The organism is Kitasatospora sp. NPDC022785, assembly GCF_055561295.1.
Genome location: NZ_JBVHHB010000022.1, coordinates 129,779 through 148,120 on the forward strand (window position 1 = coordinate 129,779; position 18,342 = coordinate 148,120).

An 18,342-nucleotide genomic window follows, 5' to 3' on the forward strand; every position below is an offset into this window, starting at 1 on the left:
GGCCGGGCCGGGCCGCCACACCGGGCCCCGGGGGCCAGTGCGCCCGCGGCCCGGTGCCGTCCGCCGGGTCCCCGGCGGCCCGTCTAGGGTTCAGTCCGTGGGGCGCGCGCCGCCGCCCGCCGGAACCGTCGAAGGGACCCTCACCATGCCGACCGCACCCGCCACCGGCCACGCCGCCACCCCGTCGCTCGCGCGGTTCGGCCTGGGCACGGCCGCCGTCGGGAGGCCCGGCTACATCACGCTGGGGCGCGACCTCGACCTGCCGGCCGAGCGCACCGTCGAGGCGCTGCGCGAGCGGACGCACGCCCTGCTCGACGCCGCCTACGCGGCGGGGGTCCGGTACTTCGACACGGCCCGGTCGTACGGCCGCGCCGAGGAGTTCGTCGGCGAGTGGCTGGACACCCGGCCGCAGGCCGCCGCCGAGGTGACGGTGGGAAGCAAGTGGGGCTACACCTACACCGCCGGCTGGCAGGCCTCCGGGGTGCCGGTGCACGAGGTCAAGGAGCACTCGACGACGGTGTTCGACCGTCAGATCAAGGAGACCAGGGAGCTGCTGGGCAAGCGGCTGGACGTGTACCTGGTGCATTCGGTCACCCCGGACAGCCCGGCGCTGACCGATACGGCGCTGCACGCCCGGCTGGCGGAGCTGGCCGCCGAGGGCGTCCGGGTGGGCCTGTCCACCAGCGGCCCGGACCAGGCCGCGACCGTCCGGGCGGCGCTGGAGGTGACGGCCGAGGGCCGGCCGCTGTTCGCCGCCGTCCAGTCGACCTGGAACCTGCTGGAGCCGTCCGCGGGTGACGCACTGGCCGAGGCCCACGCGGCGGGCTGGCTGGTGGTGGTCAAGGAGGGCATGGCCAACGGGCGCCTCGCCGACCGCAACGCCACCGGGCCCGACACGGCCCCGCTGCGTGCCCTCGCCGGCCGGACCGGGGCGTCCTGCGACGCCCTCGCACTGGCCGCGGCCGCGGCCCAGCCGTGGGCGGACATCGTGCTTTCCGGGGCGGCCACCCCCGCGCAACTGGCGTCGAACCTCACCGCCGCCGGGCTCGACCTCACCGCCGACCGGCTGGCCGGCCTCGCCCCGCTCGCCGAGCCCGCCGAGGCGTACTGGCGCACCCGGGCGGCCCTGTCCTGGGCGTGAGATCCGGCGGCAGCGGCGACCGCGCCGGGCCGGACCCCTCCCGGATGTACGCGCGCCGGCCGCTTCGCCGTACCGGCGTTCCGTGGACGGCGGGGGCGGACCGGACCGCTCCCCGATCTCCGTTGTCACATGCGAGGGGATGTCGGTGTCTTCATGTCAGACAGTCCGACGGAAGGAACACCATGACACTGCGCATTCCCAAGGCGGAGCTCCCCACCGAGATGAGCGAGAACATGATCAAGCAGCTCGGTGCCGTGCCCGAGCCCGTCGAGGTGGTGTGGCACAGCCCTAAGGTGGCCACCTCCAACCTGGAGTTCTCGGCCAGGCTGAGCGAGTGGGATGCGGCCGACGCGAGCCTCAAGTCGTTCGCGCACATGGCCGTCGCGGCTCAGGTCGGCTGCAGCTGGTGCCTCGACGTCGGCTACTTCCAGGCGCAGAACCAGAACCTGGACCTCACCAAGGCCAGCCAGGTGCCGCGCTGGCGGGAGTCGGACGTGTTCACGCCGCTGGAGCGGGACGTGCTGGAGTACGCCGAGGCCATGACGAACACGCCGCCGACCGTCACCGACGAGCTGTACGCGGGTCTGCTGGAGCGGCTCGGCCCGGCGGCGATGGTCGAGCTGACCGCCTACATCGCCTTCGTCAACATGGCGACCAGGAACAACAACGCGAACGGGGTCGCGTCGCAGGGCTTCGGCGACGCCTGCGCGATTCCGCTGGCAAAGCGTCAGGGGAAGCCCGACGTCGTGGAAACGGCATGACCGAGGATCCGTTCGTCGCCCATCGCCGTCTGCTGTTCACCGTCGCCTACGAGATGCTCGGGTCGGCGGCCGACGCGGAGGACGTGCTGCAGGAATCCTGGCTGCGGTGGGCCGACGTCGACCGGTCGCAGCTGCGGGATCCGCGGGCGTACCTCGTCCAGGTCGTCACGCGGCAGGCACTCAACCGCCTTCGGACGTTGTCTCGCAGGCGGGAGGACTACGTCGGCGAGTGGTTGCCGGAACCGCTCCTGACCACTCCTGACGTTGCCGAGGACGTCGAACTGGCGGAGAGCGTCTCGATCGCGATGCTGACCGTGCTGGAGACGCTCGGGCCGGCGGAGCGGGCGGTGTTCGTGCTCCGCGAGGTCTTCGACCTACCGTACGGCGAGATCGCCGAGGCCGTCGGGAAGTCCGCGGCCGCGGTACGGCAGATCGCGCGGCGGGCACGCGAGCACGTGGCGGCCCGGCGGCCTCGGACGGGGGTGAGCCGGTCGGAGCAGCAGGCCGTGGTGGAGCGGTTCCTGTTCGCGTTGCGCACGGGGCAGTTGCAGGCGTTGATGGACGTCCTGGCGCCGGACGTGGTCATGGTCGCCGATGGTGGCGGACTGGTGGCTGCCGCTCCGGCTCCGGTCCACGGGGCCGGACTGGTGGCGCCGTTGCTCGCGCGGGCCCACCGGGTGGTCACGGCGTTCGAGACGACGACCGTGTGGCTCAACGGCGCGCCGGCGGGCCGGATCGAGATCGACGGCGAGCCGTCCACGGTGAGCCTCGTGGTGGAGGACGGGCGGGTCACCCGGATCTACGTGGTGAGAAACCCGCAGAAGCTGACACGGCTCGACGAACCGGTCGAACTCGCCAGGTAGGCCGGCCGCGGCTCGGTGGTCGGTGGGTGTTCCGGACGGTGACGACCGCCCGGAGCACCCGGCCATCGATCGGGAAGGCTCCTCGTCGCATGACCGGCATCCAGGCCGTTGCGGATCCCTGACGCATGTCCCGGGGGTCACTCCGCCACGGCCGACGACGTGTCAGGCCAGTGCCTTGGACTGCCAGTAGCCGAACTGCCGGAGCGGGTCGCCGTCGAGCGCCCAGGGCCAGGGCGTGACCGTGTCGCCGATCAGGTCGAACGTCGCCGCGCCCTCGCGCACCCGGCCGGCCTGGACCAGCGCGTAGGCGAGCAGGTTGAGGTCGGCGCGGGCGGCCGCGTGCGTGAGCTGACCGGGGCGGAGCCAGCCGGCCAGGGCGGCGTCCAGCGCGCCGGCGGCCCGCTGGGTCGCCCACTGGCGGCGTACCAGCAGCCCCTCGACGCCGCCCCGGGCGAGCGTGCGGGCGTGCTCGTCGACCAGCGCGGTCAGCTCCACGCCCACGGCCGGCGCGGTCGACGGCACCCCGGCCCGGACGGCGTGCACGAACTCCTGCTGACCGCTGCGCGAACCGCACTCCTCCGGCGACAGGTAGCGCAGCATCTGCAGATGGGCCTCCCGGTTCCACGGGTCCCGCGAGGTCACCTCGTGCCAGACGGCGAACAGCTCGCGCGAGTCGGCGCGGGTCTGGCGCAGGATGCCCAGCAGCACCACCCAGGGCGTGGGGTCGTCGGGGAGGGCCTCGGCGGCGCGGTGGCAGTGGTCGGCGGCGGCCGCGGGGTCCTCCATCCGCCCCGCGTGCCGGCTGCGCACCAGCTCGACCCACGCCTCGAAGATCAGCGAGTCGGCGCTGCGCGCGCGGCGCAGCCGCCAGGTGCGGGCCAGCCCCGAGGGCGCCGCGGCCTCGGCGAGCACGGCGAATCGGTGCCCGCGACGGTCCCAGTCCGTACCGGCCTCCTGGAGAAGCCGCTCGACCTGGTCGATCTGAATGCCGTCCTGGCCCGGTATCCCGGGGGAATTCAGCTGCCGCCGGACGCGGCCGAGTCTGACGTCGTCGAGTTCCGGCAGCAGACGCGGGCCGGAAGAGCGAAGTCTTCGAAATATCGACACGCGCCGCAGCCTAGGCCCCCGGCGGAATTCCGGACAGCCTTCGGGAGGAAATTGTTATTTCCCGGTGCTATTTCCCGGCTCCGTGACCTTACCGTCTCGTACAGCGACCGGACGAGGCCCGCGCCCGTGGTGCGACGCATTCCCGTCCGCCGCTCGCATTTCGGACAGGTGATTGCGCGTCAGGAAATTGGATTCCGAGTGGCCGAATTACCGCGTCGCCGTGACCCGCCGTACCGGAATTCGACAGGACGATGCCGCCGCGTGCGCCTGCTTCCGGCGCGGCCGGAGACGATCTCGGCCGAACGCGCCCGCGGCGGCCCCTTGTCGCCGCGCCAAGGGGCCGCACGGGACCGCCGCGGGGAGGACGGGCCGTCCTGCCCACCCAGCCCGCGCCCGCCCTGCCCCTCAACGCCCTGCGCCCCCACCGGAGCTTCTGCGTCCGCGGCCCGGGCGGCCGGGACTTCGCCGTCGTCCACGCACTCACCACCGCCCCGGACGACGGCCCGGTCAGAGTCACCGTCACCTACTGCCGCCGCTCGGCCTGAGCACGAGCGGACCGGCGGGCACGGCCACGACCGCGGCTTGACCACTGGCGGGGGAAGCGGGCCGGAGGCGCCGGCGAAGCAGGCGGGTCGGCGGTCTCCGGGGCCCGACGGGGGGCGACCGTGGCGTCCATCACCCTCACCAGTTCGGGACGACCATGAGAAGACTCGCACTCCGCGCGCTGTCCGTGATCCGGGTTCGGTACGCGATCCGGGTACGGCAGGGCGCCGCGCACGGCGGGGACGAGGCCGGATAGCCGGTGGCGGCCCCCGGCCCGTGAACACCCTGTCACCGTGACGGACCGCTCCGAGAGGGCCGCCGCGCCCCTCGGAACGGGCACCGACCTGGCACGGACAACGGACCGCGCACGGGCCGTGACGGAGCCGGGGCGGCGAGGGGGCGGCCGGGCGGCGGACAGCAGTCCGCCCCGGCCCGGACGGACACCCGGCGTCACCACGACTGCGCCGTCCGGCCTCGCCGTCGAAACCGGCCCGGCACCTCTGGCCTGTCACGCCCCGTAGCGGTTTACTGGGAGGGAGCAGGGCAGGAACGGAGGCCCGGCGATGGAATGTCCGCACCCGTCCGGGACCCACACGGAGGTCCGCCGGCACTACGCGGCCGCCGGGGCGGAGGTGGCCCGGTTGATCCGGGCCGCCCCCGAGGACCAGTGGTCGGCTCCCACCCCCTGCCGTGACTGGGAGGTGCGCACGCTGGTGAACCACCTGGCCGCCCAGCATCTCTGGGTCTGCCAGGCGATCGCCGGCTACACCCCGGACCAGATCGGCCGCCGCTTCCAGGGGGACGTCCTGGGCCGCAACCCGCTCGGCGTGTGGGAGATGGCCGTGGAGAGCGCCGTACGCGCGCTCGGCCGGCCGGGCGCCCCCGACCTCCTGGTGCACGTGTCCTACGGAGTGCGGGACGTCGGCGGGTACGTCCGTGAGCTGACCGCCGAGACCGTCGTGCACAGCTGGGACCTCGCCCGGGCGCTGGGCGAGAGCGGCCGGATGCCGCAGGGCGCCGCCCGGTACGCGCTCGCGGAGTTCCGGGGCTACCGCGACCTGGCCGGCACCGGTCTGTTCGACCCGCCGCTCACCGCACTGCCGGGTGCCGACGCCCAGGAGCTCCTGCTGGCCCTCACCGGCCGCGACCCCCACTGGTCCGCCGAGCGGATCTGACCGGACCCGGGCCCGCCGCCACCTCCCTCCCGCCGTCGGTTCACCGGCGACGGACCCGTCCGTTCACCCGGGGACGGAGCGGACCAGCAGCAGCGCGATGTCGTCGGTGCGGTGCTCCGACTGCCCGGCCTGGCCGATCAGCGCATCGGCCAGGCGGTCCAGGGGTTCGCGGCCGTGCCGGGCCAGCGTGTCGACGAGACCGGCCATCGCCTGGTCGAGGTCGATGCCGGGCCTGTCGACGAGGCCGTCGGTGTACAGGACCAGGGTGGTGCCGATCGGCAGGTCGATGCGGATCTGCGGGTACTCCGCATCGGGGTCGACGTTGAGCACCATGCCACCGGGCGACTCCAGTGCCTCCGCCCGGCCGTCAGGGCCGTACCGCAGGGGCACGGGGTGCCCGGCATTGGCCAGCCAGGCCTCGCGGCGTTCGAGATCGACGCAGAGGTAGGCGCAGCTGGCCAGCAGGGCCGTGTCCAGGTCGGCCAGCAGGCGGTTGGTGCGCGCGAGCACGGTACTCGGATCGGCATCGGCCGCGGCGAAGGCACGGACGGCGGTGCGGACCTGGCCCATCAGCGCGGCGGCGTGGACGTTGTGACCCTGGACGTCACCGATGACGACGGCCACCGTGTCGGGCCCCACCCCGATGAGGTCGTAGAAGTCGCCTCCGACGTCCATGCCCTCGGTGGCCGGCAGGTAGCGCGCGCTGATCTCCAGGTTCCGTACGACCGGCAGCGCACGGGGCAGCAGGCTCTCCTGGAGACCGTGGGCGAGCACGAGCTTGGTGTCGTACAGCCGGGCACGGTCCAGGGCCTGGGCGATCAGGCCGCCGAGCGCGGTGAGGACGGCGCGCTCCTCGACGTCGAAGCGGTGCGGTTCGTCGAACGCCATCACGCAGGTGCCGAGCAGCCGGCGCGAGGTCACCAGGGGCAGATAGGCCCAGGCGGACATCCCGTCCTGCGTCTCGTGGCGGTCCGGGTAGAGCCGCTCCAGCTCCGCACGGGTCTCGAAGAAGGCCGGCACGGAGTTGGTCGACGCCTGGACACCGGGCGTGGGCTCCGTCAGCCGGGTGCCGTCGAACTGGTCGACCAGGCCGGCCGGATAGCCGCGATGACCGGCGAGGCGCAGACGTCCGCCCTCGGCCATCAGGACCGCGACGGCCCGGCCGCCGAAGGCCGGCAGGATCTGCTCGGCGACCATGCTCACCACGTCCTGCACGCTGATGGCCTCGGTCAGCGCGCTGGCGAGGTGCAGGAGGTGGTAGAGGGCTCCGGGCCGCGTGTGCACCGCCTGTTCGGCGGGTGCCTCGGTGTGCTCGTACAGCGAGGCGTCGGCGGCGGCGATCCGCGCGGTGACTCCGGTGGCGTCCGGGTAGAGCTGGAACGACAGCCACCGGTCCGGCGGCCGCATGGCGACGAACGAGGTGGCCGCCCCGCCGATCACCGCTGCCCGGTAGTGGTACTCGTACACCGGATCGCGCAGCCAGGGCAGCGCCGTCCACAGCCGGACGCCCAGCAGCCGCTCCACCGGCGCGCCGAGCAGTTCGGCGGCGGCCGGCGTGACCGCCGCCAGCCGGCCGTCCAGGTCGATGCCGCAGATGCCCTCCGGCAGTCGCGCCGCCACCATGGTCAGGGGGTCGGCGGACCGGTTCTCCGCCGTCGCGGCGCGGGGGGACGGCCTGATCGGACGGCCCGCCCTGGCCGCCTCCGCCAGCAGCTCGGCCAGGCGCAGCGCGAGCGCGTCGAGCAGGTCGCGTTCGCGGGGGGACAGCTCGGCGGGGTGGGCGGCGGGCCAGATGCCGAAGACGGCGCCGTACGTGGTCCTGCGCGTGACGAGCGGCGCCGCCCCGAGGCCGAACGCGTACGGCATGGCGACCGCGACCCTGGGGTAGCGTCGGGCCATATCCTCCGCACCGCCGACCCAGACGGCCTGGCCGCTGCGCACGGCGTCGACCACCGGAATCGGCGCGGTCATGCCGATGTGCTGCCACGGCCTGGTGAACTGCCGGGCCGCTCCGAACGTCATGACCAGTTCGAGCACCTGCTGGTCCTCCGACAGCAGGTAGAGACCGCCGGAGTGGGCGCCCAGCCTGTCCGGCACCGATCGCAGGATCTGCGCGGCCACCTCCAGGCCGCGCCCGGCCACCGCCTCGGCAGCCTCGTGTCCGGGCTGCGGCACCCCATCCCGCGACATGCCCATAACAGCACTCTCGTTCGAGCCGACGGTGGACCCACCGCCTTCCTTCCATAGTGCAGGTCGTGTCCACCGCCAGGAAGCCGACGGAGCCCGCCGCGGTACGGACGGACGACGTGTGACGGACGCCCCCCGAGGGCATTGACTCGGCCGCGGACCCGCGGAGATGATCACGCAGGGCCCAGGGCGACAACCCATTCCGGGTGTCGACCCGCAAGCTGAGAGGAACCCAGCCATGTCCGGATCCGGACAGCGCACCATCGAATCCGCCCCCTTCCCGACCCGTCCGACCATCGCCGTGCTCGGCCCCGGAGGAGTCGGCGGCCTGCTCGCCGCACTGCTCTCCCGTGCGGGGCACCGCGTGATCTGCCTCGCCCGCGAGGAGACCGCCGGCCCGCTGCGCCGGGACGGCATCCGCGTCCGCAGCAGGCAGTTCGGCGAGTTCACCGCGGCGGTGGAGGCCGACGACGTCCTGCGCGAGCCCGTCGACCTGTGCCTGGTGACGGTCAAGAACACGGCACTCGACGCCGCACTCGACCGCCTCCCGCCGCAGTGGCTGGCGAACGGCGCGGTGGTGCCCCTGCTCAACGGCGTCGAGCACACGCAGGCCCTCCGGGCGCGCTACGGGGGCGAACGCGTCGTCCCCGCCGTGGTCCGCGTGGAATCGACCCGCACCGCGCCGGGCGTCATCGACCACGGCAGCCCGTTCGTCGAGATCGACCTGGCCGGCCGGCCGGAGCCGTTGGCGCCGCTCGCCGCACTCTTCGAGGGTGCACGGGTGACGACCCGCGTCATGCCGGACGAGGACCGAGTCCTCTGGGGGAAGCTCGCGTTCCTGGCCCCCTTCGCCCTGCTCACCACCCGCCACCGGCTGCCCATCGGCGCCGTCCGGTCCGAGCGGCGGCACGAGCTGACGGCCCTGGTGGAGGAAACCGTGGCGGTCAGCCGGGCCTGCGGAGGCCGGACGGCGGTCGCCGACGTCCTGGCGCGCTATGACACGTTCCCGGCCGACAGCAGGTCGTCCATGCAGCGCGACGCCGAGGCGGGCCGCCCGCTGGAGCTCGACGCGATCGGCGGAGCCCTGCTGCGGGCGGCCGAACGGCACGGCATCCGGGTGCCGCTGACGACGCGGCTGGTGGCGGAGCTGTCGACCGGCTGAGCTCCGCCGGGCCGGCGTGACCGACCACGGCCGGGCGTCATCGCACCGGAGCCGGCCGGGGACCTACGCGCGCAGGGCGGGGTCCTCGGCCAGCTCGGCCAACAGGGCGTCCAGCTTCGCGCGGTCGACCGAGGGCATCAGGAAGACGTGCACGTAGCTGCGGCGGGTGGACTCGTCGCCCGGCACCATCAGCACGTCCTGGGATGACAACGACCACTTCGCCACCAGCTCGGGGCTGGGCTTGCGGAAGCGCACCGTGACGGCGCCCGGGGTGCGGGCCGGCCAGAGCTCGACGCCCGTCTCCTGCTCCATGGCCCTCAGGCGCCGCTCCAGGTAGCCGGCCAGCTCCTGGGCGCTGCGGATCCGGTCCACCTGGTCCTGGTAGGAGTGCCGGGACAGGTGGTCCCAGATGACCAGCGGGGAGAACCCGTTCCTGGAGCCCGCGAAGGTGGTGTCCGGCGCGCCTATGTAGTCCGGCTGGGACGGGGGCGAGATCTGGTACTTGACCTTCGTCATGTAGATGCCGCAGGGCCACGGCGCACCGGGCCACTTGTGGCCGCTCATGGCGATGGAGGAGACCATGTCGAGGTCGCCGAACTCCGTGGTGGGCAGCCTGAGGCCGAAGTCGTATTCGGGCAGCTCCACTTCGGGGGTCCAGCCGTACGCCGGGTCCTGGGAGGCCATTCTCAGGAACGGCGCGTAGCCGGCGCCGAGGGCGCCGTCCACGTGGATCCAGAAACCCCGGCGCAGGTCGACCAGCGGCTCACCGGTCCGCGGGTCCGTGCCGTAGGTCACCTGGCGCTGGATCAGACCGTGCCGCTCGAAGATCGGCAGCAGGCGCTCGCAGACCTTCCGGACGTCGTCGTGGGCGCCCTTGAAGGTGCTGCCGAGGTTGAGGTTGAGGAAGACCGGGTGCCCGTTCGCGGCGAAGAACTCGACCAGCACGGCGAGGGCGTCGATGTCGATCTCGCCCGGCCCGTCCCAGGACCGGCCCGAGGGGCCGGGGCGGGAGGGCACCTCGGTGGGCCACTCACGGCGGCCCGTGTCGGGGTCGACCAGCGGGCACTCGTCCGCGTACTTCTCCAGGCCGACCGCGTGGAAGGTCTCCACGCCGAGCACCCGCACCGCCTTGGCGAAGGAGTAGTGGGTGTCCTCGGAGTAGAACGCCACCGGGCGGTGGGCATTGGGGTTGTGCCGGTCGGGCGCGGCCTGGACGTACCGCAGGGCGTCGAACGGGGCCGCTGGCGGCTGGATCAGCGCCTTGCCGCTCAGGTAGTCCCGGGCGTTCCAGAGCGCGTACATGTTGCCCTCGGTCGAGCCCATGGACAGCATGTAGCCCCAGTACGACTCGGGGTCGGCGGGGTCGTGCGGCCGCTCGGCGTTCCACAGTGCCGCGTAGTAGTCGAGCACCGCGCGCTCGACGACCTTGGTGTTCGGCTTGTAGCCGCCGCTCTGGAACGGGTCGCCGAGGTTGTTGATGTTGTTCGGCATGAACCGGGCCAGGTCCAGCGCGCAGCCCTGCATGTCCTGGGTGGCCTGGTAGCCCACCAGGTGCCGGCGCTTCCTCGACAGGTACTCGTCCACCGTGTCGAGGGCACGCAGCCGCCGGTCGTCGTCCAACCCGCTCGCGGGGAGCTCGAAGTCGCGGCCGTCCAGCTCCGCCCCCGGGTCGACGACGGTGCCGGCGGCCGCGGCGGTCACGGCGGTCGCATCTGTCCCGGCCGTCTCCGCCGTCTCGGCGGCGATGGTGGCGAAGGTGGCGGTGGGGCTCATGGACGCGGCACTCCGGGGTCGGTGCGGGCCGGTCCACGGGCGGGGAACGGCGGAGGGGCGTTCGCCGCCCGCGGCCAGGATGGAACTTCGCGGAGCCGAGCGGAAGATCTTCCGAACATCATTCGGTATGACCGCGAAATGTCTTGCGAATCGACGGGAACAGCTGGAATCCTGCCCGGCATGCCGAATAATCCGCAGGCCCGGAGGGCGCCCATCGACGACGTGGACCGGGCGATCATGCGCACCCTGGCCGACAACGCCCGCATGCCGAACAACGCGCTCGCCGAGGCGGTGGGCATCGCCCCCTCCACCTGCCTGGCCCGGGTGCGCGCACTGCAGGAGCGCGGGATCATCCGCGGATTCCGGGCGGACGTCGACCCCGCCGCGATCGGCCTGCCGCTGCAGGCGATGATCTCCGTCCGGCTCCGGGCCCACACCCGTGAGCAGAACGAGAGCTTCCGCAGCACCGCCCCCGACCTGCCCGGCGTCCTGGCCGTGTTCCACATGGCGGGATCCGACGACTACCTGCTCCACGTCGGCGTCGCCGGCCCCGAGGGCCTGCGCGACTTCGTCGTGGACAACCTGACCACCCACCCGGCGGTCGCACAGACCCGGACCAACCTGATCTTCGAGCAGATAGCCGGCCGCCGCTACCTGGGAGACCCGGCGTCGGCCACCACCTGAGCCGCCGACGGCCGGGTGATCCACCGCCCGCCGGTCACGTCCGAGGCGGTCCCGTGGGGCGACGACCTTCGGAAACCGCTGTCCGGAGCGGGCCGTCCTGGTCCCGCTCGGTTCGGGAGCCGACGGGCTGCGGAAGTGCCCGCGGATGCGGCTGCGACTCCCGCCGACCCGCCCCCACCGTGATCCACTTCACACCCGGCCGTCGTTCTCCGTGAACGGAGCTGGTCAGTGCCGGTCCCCGGCCCCCGGCGACGGGCCGATGGCCGAATTCGTCAGTAGACCGTCATTGCCGCCGTTCCGTGCCGGATACAGGCTGTGACTGTGCATCAGCGACGAGTTGTGGTGTTGGTCTATCCCGGTGCACAGGCACTGGACATAGCGGGTCCGATCGAGGTGTTCGACACCGTGAACCGCATGCTCCCCGAGGGGGGTGTCCGGTATCGGACCGAGTTCGTCTCCCCCGACGCACCGCTCGTGCGGACCTGCTCGGGTATGGTGATCGCGGCCGAGCCGCTCGCCACGGGGGACGGCCCGATCGACACCCTCCTCGTCCCGGGCGGATGGAGCCTCAAGGAGGCCTTGGCGGACCGGGAGTTAATCGTCTGGATCCGCCGGGCGGCGGCCCGGTCGCGCCGGGTCACCTCGGTGTGCGGCGGGGCGTTCCTGCTCGCCGAGGCGGGCCTTCTCACGGGGAGGCGCGCCACGACCCACTGGGCCTTCTGCGAGGAGATGGCCCAGCGGTACCCGGACGTGACGGTGGACCGCGAGCCGATCTTCGTCTGGGACGGCTCCTTCGTCACCTCGGCCGGAGTGTCCACCGGGATAGACATGGCCCTGTCCCTGGTGGAGGCCGACCACGGTGCGGCCTTCGCGCTGGACGTGGCGCGGTTCCTGGTCCTGTTCTTCAAGCGCAACGGCGGGCAGTCGCAGTTCAGCACGGTCCTGGAGGCGCAACTCGCCGATCGCGCGCCGATCCGCGCCGCGCAGGAGTGGATTCTCTCGCACCTCGAACAGCCACTGCCCGTGCCCGAGATCGCCGAGCGCGCCAACATGAGCGTGCGGAACTTCGCCCGGGTGTTCCGGCGCGAGGTGGGGACACCCCCGGGCCAGTACATCGACCAGATGCGCATCGCCCGGGCCCGCAAGCTTCTGGAGTCCACCGATCTCCCGGTCACCCAGATCGCCCGGCGCTGCGGCTTCCCGGCCCCCGAGACGTTCTTCCGCTCCTTCGGCCGAGCCCTGGAACTGACCCCGAAGGAATACCGCCAACGCTTCCAGACCGCCTCACCGGCCGGCCGCATCGTCGGGCCGGGCCCGTCCGACAGGAGCACCGCATGACCGCCGTGGTCCGGCTCGTCGACCACCTCGCGAGGGAGCTGGCCGAGTCCGGCGTCAGGCACGTGTTCGGTGTCGGCGGCGCGAACATCGAGGACCTCTACGACGCCCTGCACGCCACCGGCGACGTGATCCGCACCGTCGTGGCCAAGCACGAGTTCTCCGCCGCCACCATGGCGGACGGCCAGGCCCGGACCACCGGGCGCCTCGGCGTCGTCGCCGTGACCTCGGGCGGTGGAGCGGTGAATCTGGTGCCGGGGCTGGCGGAGGCGTACGCCTCGCGGGTGCCGATGCTGGCGATCGTGGGACAACCGCCCACCGAGCAGGAGGGTTTCGGAGCGTTCCAGGACTCCAGCGGCAGGGCGGGTTCCATCGACGCCCGGGAGCTGTTCACCCCCGTGACCCGGTACTGCGCCCGGGTCGACGACCCGGACTCGTTCCCGGAGCTGCTGTCCCGGGCAGTCGCGGTGGCCCAGACCGATCCCAAGGGCCCGGTCGTGCTCCTGCTGCCCAAGGACGTGCAGCGGGCACCGGTGGAGCTCCGGGAGCCGCTGCCGGCCACCCCGCCGGTCCGTACGGAACCCCACCTCCCGGACCTCACGGTGGACGTCCTTCGCCGCGCGCAACGCGTCCTGGTCATTGCCGGTGAGGGCGTGGCCTCGGCCGACGCCCGGGCCGAGCTGGCCGACGTGGCAGGCCGGCTCGGTGCCTGGGTGGCCGTCACCCCGGACGCCAAGGACGTGTTCGACAACCGGGACGCCCGGTTCGCCGGGGTGGCCGGGGTGATGGGTCATGAGAACGTGGCAGAGTGCCTTCGGCGGGCCGACGCCTGCCTGCTGGTGGGCACCCGGCTGCCGGCCCTCGCCCGCGGCGGCCTGGAGCAGGCGCTGGCCGGGACGCCGGTGATCTGCATCGATCCCGAGGCGCCGTTCGTGCCCGGGATCTCCCTGAGCGGCGACCTGCGGGACACCCTTCACGCGCTCGCCGCCCGGCTCGCTCCCGGCCGGCACCCGGCCCCCGCACATGCCGGCCCCTCCCCTCTGCCGACCCCGCACGCCCCGGCCGGTTCCCACCCCGCGGCCGGTTCCTACGCCGCGGCCGTGGCCTCGGTCGAGGCCGCGCTGCCCACGGACGCACACGTCTTCGTGGACGCCGGGAACGCCGGGGCCAGCGCGATCCACCTGCTCCCCGCCCCGCGCCAGGGCCGCTTCGTGGTGGCGGTCGGCATGGGCGGCATGGGCTACACCTTCGGTGCCGGCATCGGCGCGGCGCTGGCCACCGGGCGGCGCACGTACGTGATCGCCGGTGACGGCGCGTTCTTCATGCACGGCATGGAGGTCCACACCGCGGTCGAGCACGCCGCGCCCGTCACCTTCGTGATCTTCAACAACAATGCCCACGCCATGTGCGCCACTCGTGAGCAGCTGTTCCTCGGGGCCGTGCACCCCGGCAACCTGTTCCGCCCGGCGGACATCGCCAGGGGCGTGGCCGGCATGTTCCCCGGCCTGGACGTGACCCGGGCCGAGGACGGTGCGCAGTTGCGACGGGCACTGCTGCGGAGCAACGCGAGCAACGGTCCCGCCTTCGTCACGCTGGATTTCGATCCTGCCGAGATACCGCCGTTCCTTCCCTTCCTGAACATCGCCGGCCGGGAGCCGGCCCAGAACGAGGAGACCTCCCATGAGCGCGGACCAGTCCGTGTTGGCTGACATTCCCGGCCTCACCAGGGTCGAGAACACCGACCTGGAGCAGCTGACGGCCCGCTGTGCGGAACTGACCCGGCCCGCCTACCCACACGGCGAGGTCTACGGGAAGTACTGCACGATCCAGGAGTACGTCGCCTGCCCGCCGGAGCAGGCGTACGAGTACCTGAGGCAGGGCCACCACCTGGAGGAATGGACGTACAGCCTGCGGAACTTCGGCCCCACCGGGACCCCGGGGCTCTGGGTCGGTGACGACCGCCTGGAGGAGCAGACCCGGATCTTCTGCAGGGTGGAGACCAACGCCGAGGCCATGACGGTGGACTTCCACTGCTCCTGGGACCAGGGCGACGAGCTCTGGATGGTGTACCTGATGCGCGTCCTGCCTGCCCGGTCGGTGCTCGGCAAGCCCGGCTCCGTGATCACCTGGACCAACTGCCGGCACCCGTACTACGACGCCAACCCCCACCCCGGACTGGCCCCGCGGGCCGACCGCCCGTGGGTGGGCGACTACTGGGACCTCTTCTACGCCGGCCACACGGTGGAGATGGGCAACCTCAAGGCGATCCTGGAACACCGCCACCGCAACGGCCTGCCGGTCTGCTCCTCCCCCACCACGGCGGTGGTGCGGTGACCACGGTCAGCCTCACGGACGTCGCCGGCTACCTTCCCGGCGAACCGGTCCCCGCCGAGTTCTACACCGAGTACCCCGGCGCGGAGGACAGGCTCCGCGACAACCCCATGTTCAGGATTCCCCCGATGCGGCACCACGTGGCCGCGGGCGAGACCAACGTCGACATGGTCGAGCGCGCGGTCGCGCCCCTGATCGAGCGGCACGGGCCAGGCGAGATCCGCTCCGTGGACGTCCTGCTGATGCACAGTCAGCTTCCGGACTCGCCGTTCGTGGGCGCCGGGACCGAGGTGGCACGCCGGCTGGGACTGAAACCGCAGTGGCTGATCGACGTGGCCAACGCCGGGTGCGCCTCCTTCGTCCACATGCTCGAACTGGCCCGGCAGATCCTCACCACCACCGACGCCAGGACCGCGCTGATCTGCAACGCGCAGAGCGCCGCCGGCCAGCTGTTCACCCAGCCCGACGTGCGCCGGCTCGCCCAGGCCGCGATCCCCGGGGACGGCTGCGGGGTGGGGTACGTCACCACATCGGAGGGCTCTCCGGTCCTGGATCTGACGACTCGCCACATCGCTGGCCACGGCGGCGACATGAAGGCCGTCCTCGATGACGGTCGCAAGTACTGGGAGCCGGGCGAGTCCCAGCTGCGGATCGGCTTCACCGAGGCCACCACCGCCAAGGTCCTCGAACGCGGCAACCGCCTGGTGCCGGAGGTGGTCACCGCGCTGTGCCGACGGCTCGGGGTCACCACCGGCGAGATCGACCTGCTGGTGACCAACCAGCCCAACCGCACGTTCCTGCGCAACTGGCGAGAGCAACTGCGGCTGCCGCCGCACCGCCACCCCGACACCTTCGACAGCTGCGGCAACCTGTTCGGCGCGGCGATCCCCATCACCCTCGACCACGCCATCCGTTCAGGACGGGTCAAGGAGGGCGACCTCGTGGTACTGGGCGGCTTCGCCCACGCGGGCGACTACGCCGGCGCGGCCGCGATCCGCTGGAACACCGGCGGCACCGGCCCACTCGGCCGGTAAGGGCTGCCGACGCGGCAACGCGAGCATCACGGCCTCCTGCTCGGACGATGTCCCCCGGCGTCTAGGCTCGGGGACATCGACCAAGGAGAGGGCGAACACGAGTGGGCAGCTGGGAGAGCGCGCTGGACGCGGCCGGGATCGACGACCCGGGACTGCGCGACGACTACAGCCGGCAGCGCCGGCGGGTCACGCAGTACAAGCGGGAGGCCGTGCTGGCCGCCGATCTCCTCCTGCCGGCACGGCTCGTGCCGCACGTGATCGCGGCCACCGCCCACATGCACCGCACCGACACCCTGCTCGACAGCGGGCCGCGCGAGCAGCGGAAAGCCGCGTACTCGCGCTGGGAGCAGGAGGTCGCCGACAGCCTTGCCAGCGGGGGGACGGACAACCCCGAACTGCGTCCGCTGCTGAACACCGTCGCCGCGCACCCCGCCCTGCGCGACCGCGCGCTGGAGCACCTCGCCGGGGCAGGCGCCGACCTCGACTTCGCCGGGTTCGCCACCGAGGCCGACTACCAGCACTACGTGGACGCCTACTCGCTGCCCGCGTTCATGGTCGTCGCCACCCTGCTCGGCCCGGACGGAGACCAGACGGCCTACCGTGCCGCCTGTCGCACCTTCATCGACGCCAGCCAACAACTCGACTTCGTCAGCGACCTCGCCGAGGACCTGGCCGACGACCGCCTGACGATCCCCGAGCAGACCCTGAACCGGCACGAGGTCACCCGCGCCGACCTGGAACAGGCCCGCAACCTCGCGGGCATCCGGGCGCTGATCACCGACCAACTCGACCGGGTCGACCGCACCCTCGCCGAGGGCCGCGCCGTCGTCGGCCTCATCCCGCCCGCCCACCGGCCCATGGTCCGCTGCATGATCGGCCTGGACGAACTGACCAGCGCCGCCGCCCGCGCCGACATCCCCGCCCTGCTGCGCCGCTCGGCCGGCCCGCCCAAGCTCGCCGCCCTTCGCCTGCTCGGCCTCGAATACCTGCGGGCGCGCCGCGTCAGGCGCTGAACGTCACCATCGCGCGGGTCGCTTCGGGCGGTGCGGTGCGGGCGGTGCGGTGCGGTGCGGGCGGTGCGGCGCGGCGCGGGCGGTGCGGTGCGGCGCGGGCGGTGCGGTGCGCGGGGGCCTTCCCCGGTTCCTCACCGGGTCCGCCGGAAGAAACCTGCGCGATGACGCTCCCCGGCCGGCCGCCCGCCGCCGTACGCTACAGAGTCATGAAAGCCATGGCGCAGCGCACCTGGAAGGCCGGGGAGCGGTTGGAGCTCGTGGAGCTGCCCACGCCCGAGCCGCGCAAGGGTGAGGTCCGGGTCGGTGTCCAGGCCGTCGGGGTCAACCCGGTGGACTGGAAGATGCGCAGCCACGGCCCGCTGCGGCAGGCCGCCCGTCTGCTGGGGCCGAAGCCACCGGTGGTCGTGGGGGTGGACTTCGCCGGGGTGGTCGACGCCGTCGGCCCGGGGGTCGTGGGCTTCTCACCGGGCGACCGGGTGGTGGGCGGGACCGACTTCTCCCGGGGGCAACGCGGCTCCTACGCCGACACCGTGGTGGTGCGCGAGGACCAGCTGTGCCCCGTCCCCGACTCGGTCGACATCGCCGTGGCCGCCGCCCTGCCGGTGAGCGGCGTGACCGCCCGGATGGCGGTGGTGGACCTGGGCCGCATCCGCCGGGAGAGCACCGCCGACCGCCGCGTGCTGGTGCTGGGTGCCTCCGGCGCCGTGGGCCAACTCGCCGTGCAGATCGCCAAGTCGGAGGACGCGTTCGTGGTCGGCGTCTGTTCGGCGAAGAACGCGGACCTGGTCGGGGGGCTGGGCGCCGACGCGGTCCTCGACTACGGCCGGGGCGACGCGCTGGTCCAGGCCCGGGCCCATGCTCCCTTCCATCTCGTCATCGACTGCGTCGGCGGTTACTCCGGTGCCGGCTGCCGGGCCCTCCTGTCGTCGGGAGGGCGCCACATCATGGTGGCGGGCGACGACCCCGCAGCCCTCGTGCAGATGCTCGTGGCGCCGTCGCGCTCCAGGGGCATCCTGGGCAGGCCCACCGGCCGGCGGCTGGCACCGCTGGTGGCGGCGGTGGCCGACCGCCGGCTCCGGGTGGCGATCGCGCGGACCCTGCCGCTCACCGCCGCCGAGGAGGCCCACCTGCTCAGCCGGAGTGGGCGTATGACGGGCAAGTTGATCCTGCTGCCCTGAGGTCCGCGGCCTGCCGGCTCCTACCCCGCCCCGACCGGCCCCCGCAGCGCGACTC

The 18,342-nt window shown here is 73.0% G+C and carries 15 protein-coding genes; 12 read left to right on the forward strand and 3 right to left on the reverse strand.

Going from position 1 to position 18,342, the window contains the following annotated elements; all coding sequences use genetic code 11:
- Window positions 1-145 precede the first annotated feature (145 nt).
- From ACZ3YO_RS29220 to ACZ3YO_RS29230, 3 genes are all read left to right on the forward strand, one after another.
- Entirely contained in the window at window positions 146-1,141 is a 996-nt protein-coding gene (locus ACZ3YO_RS29220) for an aldo/keto reductase (RefSeq protein WP_465575078.1), read from the forward strand.
- A gap of 182 nt (window positions 1,142-1,323) precedes the next feature.
- Entirely contained in the window at window positions 1,324-1,902 is a 579-nt protein-coding gene (locus tag ACZ3YO_RS29225) for a carboxymuconolactone decarboxylase family protein (protein ID WP_465575080.1), read from the forward strand.
- A complete protein-coding gene (locus tag ACZ3YO_RS29230; protein WP_465575083.1) occupies window positions 1,899-2,765 on the forward strand; it encodes an RNA polymerase sigma-70 factor in 867 nt (288 codons plus the stop codon). Before ACZ3YO_RS29225 ends, ACZ3YO_RS29230 begins: the two co-directional genes overlap by 4 nt.
- A 162-nt stretch (window positions 2,766-2,927) precedes the next feature.
- Here ACZ3YO_RS29230 and ACZ3YO_RS29235 read toward each other — a convergent pair whose 3' ends face one another.
- Window positions 2,928-3,872: a hypothetical protein gene (locus tag ACZ3YO_RS29235; RefSeq protein ID WP_465575086.1), complete on the reverse strand. Its 945-nt coding sequence runs from the start codon at window positions 3,870-3,872 to the stop codon at window positions 2,928-2,930.
- Window positions 3,873-4,978: 1,106 nt separating this feature from the next.
- Between ACZ3YO_RS29235 and ACZ3YO_RS29240 the strand changes: the two genes are divergently transcribed.
- On the forward strand, window positions 4,979-5,590 hold the full coding sequence (locus tag ACZ3YO_RS29240) for a TIGR03086 family metal-binding protein (protein ID WP_465575088.1): 612 nt from the start codon (window positions 4,979-4,981) through the stop codon (window positions 5,588-5,590).
- A 63-nt stretch (window positions 5,591-5,653) separates the two neighbouring features.
- Here ACZ3YO_RS29240 and ACZ3YO_RS29245 read toward each other — a convergent pair whose 3' ends face one another.
- The gene (locus tag ACZ3YO_RS29245; RefSeq protein WP_465575091.1) at window positions 5,654-7,780 is read right to left on the reverse strand and encodes a SpoIIE family protein phosphatase; all 2,127 of its coding nucleotides are present in this window, start codon (window positions 7,778-7,780) and stop codon (window positions 5,654-5,656) included.
- 235 nt (window positions 7,781-8,015) lie between these two features.
- On the opposite strand from ACZ3YO_RS29245, the gene ACZ3YO_RS29250 reads away from it, so the two are divergent.
- Window positions 8,016-8,939 carry a ketopantoate reductase family protein gene (locus ACZ3YO_RS29250; RefSeq protein WP_465575094.1) on the forward strand — a complete coding sequence of 308 codons (924 nt, stop codon included), beginning with the start codon at window positions 8,016-8,018 and terminating at the stop codon, window positions 8,937-8,939.
- Window positions 8,940-9,002: 63 nt separating this feature from the next.
- Here ACZ3YO_RS29250 and ACZ3YO_RS29255 read toward each other — a convergent pair whose 3' ends face one another.
- Entirely contained in the window at window positions 9,003-10,712 is a 1,710-nt protein-coding gene (locus ACZ3YO_RS29255) for a PLP-dependent aminotransferase family protein (RefSeq protein WP_465575097.1), read from the reverse strand.
- A 180-nt stretch (window positions 10,713-10,892) separates the two neighbouring features.
- Between ACZ3YO_RS29255 and ACZ3YO_RS29260 the strand changes: the two genes are divergently transcribed.
- The 7 genes from ACZ3YO_RS29260 (at window position 10,893) to ACZ3YO_RS29290 (ending at window position 18,287) form a co-directional block, all read left to right on the forward strand.
- A complete protein-coding gene (locus ACZ3YO_RS29260; RefSeq protein WP_396323309.1) occupies window positions 10,893-11,396 on the forward strand; it encodes an Lrp/AsnC family transcriptional regulator in 504 nt (167 codons plus the stop codon).
- Between the two features lie 342 nt (window positions 11,397-11,738).
- Complete coding sequence (locus ACZ3YO_RS29265; RefSeq protein ID WP_465575100.1) at window positions 11,739-12,734, forward strand: GlxA family transcriptional regulator; 996 nt, start codon at window positions 11,739-11,741, stop codon at window positions 12,732-12,734.
- Window positions 12,731-14,440: a thiamine pyrophosphate-binding protein gene (locus ACZ3YO_RS29270; protein ID WP_465575103.1), complete on the forward strand. Its 1,710-nt coding sequence runs from the start codon at window positions 12,731-12,733 to the stop codon at window positions 14,438-14,440. The genes ACZ3YO_RS29265 and ACZ3YO_RS29270 overlap by 4 nt, the downstream gene beginning before the upstream one ends.
- Window positions 14,412-15,065, forward strand: a complete 654-nt coding sequence (locus ACZ3YO_RS29275) for an SRPBCC family protein (RefSeq protein WP_396323301.1) — start codon at window positions 14,412-14,414, stop codon at window positions 15,063-15,065. Before ACZ3YO_RS29270 ends, ACZ3YO_RS29275 begins: the two co-directional genes overlap by 29 nt.
- The gene (locus tag ACZ3YO_RS29280; protein ID WP_465575109.1) at window positions 15,062-16,096 is read left to right on the forward strand and encodes a 3-oxoacyl-ACP synthase III family protein; all 1,035 of its coding nucleotides are present in this window, start codon (window positions 15,062-15,064) and stop codon (window positions 16,094-16,096) included. The genes ACZ3YO_RS29275 and ACZ3YO_RS29280 overlap by 4 nt, the downstream gene beginning before the upstream one ends.
- A gap of 101 nt (window positions 16,097-16,197) precedes the next feature.
- Window positions 16,198-17,109, forward strand: a complete 912-nt coding sequence (locus tag ACZ3YO_RS29285; RefSeq protein ID WP_465575111.1) for a phytoene/squalene synthase family protein — start codon at window positions 16,198-16,200, stop codon at window positions 17,107-17,109.
- A 206-nt stretch (window positions 17,110-17,315) separates the two neighbouring features.
- Complete coding sequence (locus ACZ3YO_RS29290) at window positions 17,316-18,287, forward strand: NAD(P)-dependent alcohol dehydrogenase (protein ID WP_465575115.1); 972 nt, start codon at window positions 17,316-17,318, stop codon at window positions 18,285-18,287.
- The last annotated feature ends 55 nt before the right edge of the window (window positions 18,288-18,342 follow it).

Excerpts from the sequence above, each read along its gene's own strand:
- ACZ3YO_RS29220 (WP_465575078.1), top strand. The coding sequence starts at position 146 with ATGCCGACCGCACCCGCCACCGGCCACGCCGCCACCCCGTCGCTCGCG.
- ACZ3YO_RS29225 (WP_465575080.1), top strand. The coding sequence starts at position 1,324 with ATGACACTGCGCATTCCCAAGGCGGAGCTCCCCACCGAGATGAGCGAG.
- ACZ3YO_RS29230 (WP_465575083.1), top strand. The coding sequence starts at position 1,899 with ATGACCGAGGATCCGTTCGTCGCCCATCGCCGTCTGCTGTTCACCGTC.
- ACZ3YO_RS29240 (WP_465575088.1), top strand. The coding sequence starts at position 4,979 with ATGGAATGTCCGCACCCGTCCGGGACCCACACGGAGGTCCGCCGGCAC.
- ACZ3YO_RS29245 (WP_465575091.1), bottom strand. The coding sequence starts at position 7,780 with ATGTCGCGGGATGGGGTGCCGCAGCCCGGACACGAGGCTGCCGAGGCG.
- ACZ3YO_RS29250 (WP_465575094.1), top strand. The coding sequence starts at position 8,016 with ATGTCCGGATCCGGACAGCGCACCATCGAATCCGCCCCCTTCCCGACC.
- ACZ3YO_RS29255 (WP_465575097.1), bottom strand. The coding sequence starts at position 10,712 with ATGAGCCCCACCGCCACCTTCGCCACCATCGCCGCCGAGACGGCGGAG.
- ACZ3YO_RS29260 (WP_396323309.1), top strand. The coding sequence starts at position 10,893 with ATGCCGAATAATCCGCAGGCCCGGAGGGCGCCCATCGACGACGTGGAC.
- ACZ3YO_RS29270 (WP_465575103.1), top strand. The coding sequence starts at position 12,731 with ATGACCGCCGTGGTCCGGCTCGTCGACCACCTCGCGAGGGAGCTGGCC.
- ACZ3YO_RS29275 (WP_396323301.1), top strand. The coding sequence starts at position 14,412 with ATGAGCGCGGACCAGTCCGTGTTGGCTGACATTCCCGGCCTCACCAGG.
- ACZ3YO_RS29290 (WP_465575115.1), top strand. The coding sequence starts at position 17,316 with ATGAAAGCCATGGCGCAGCGCACCTGGAAGGCCGGGGAGCGGTTGGAG.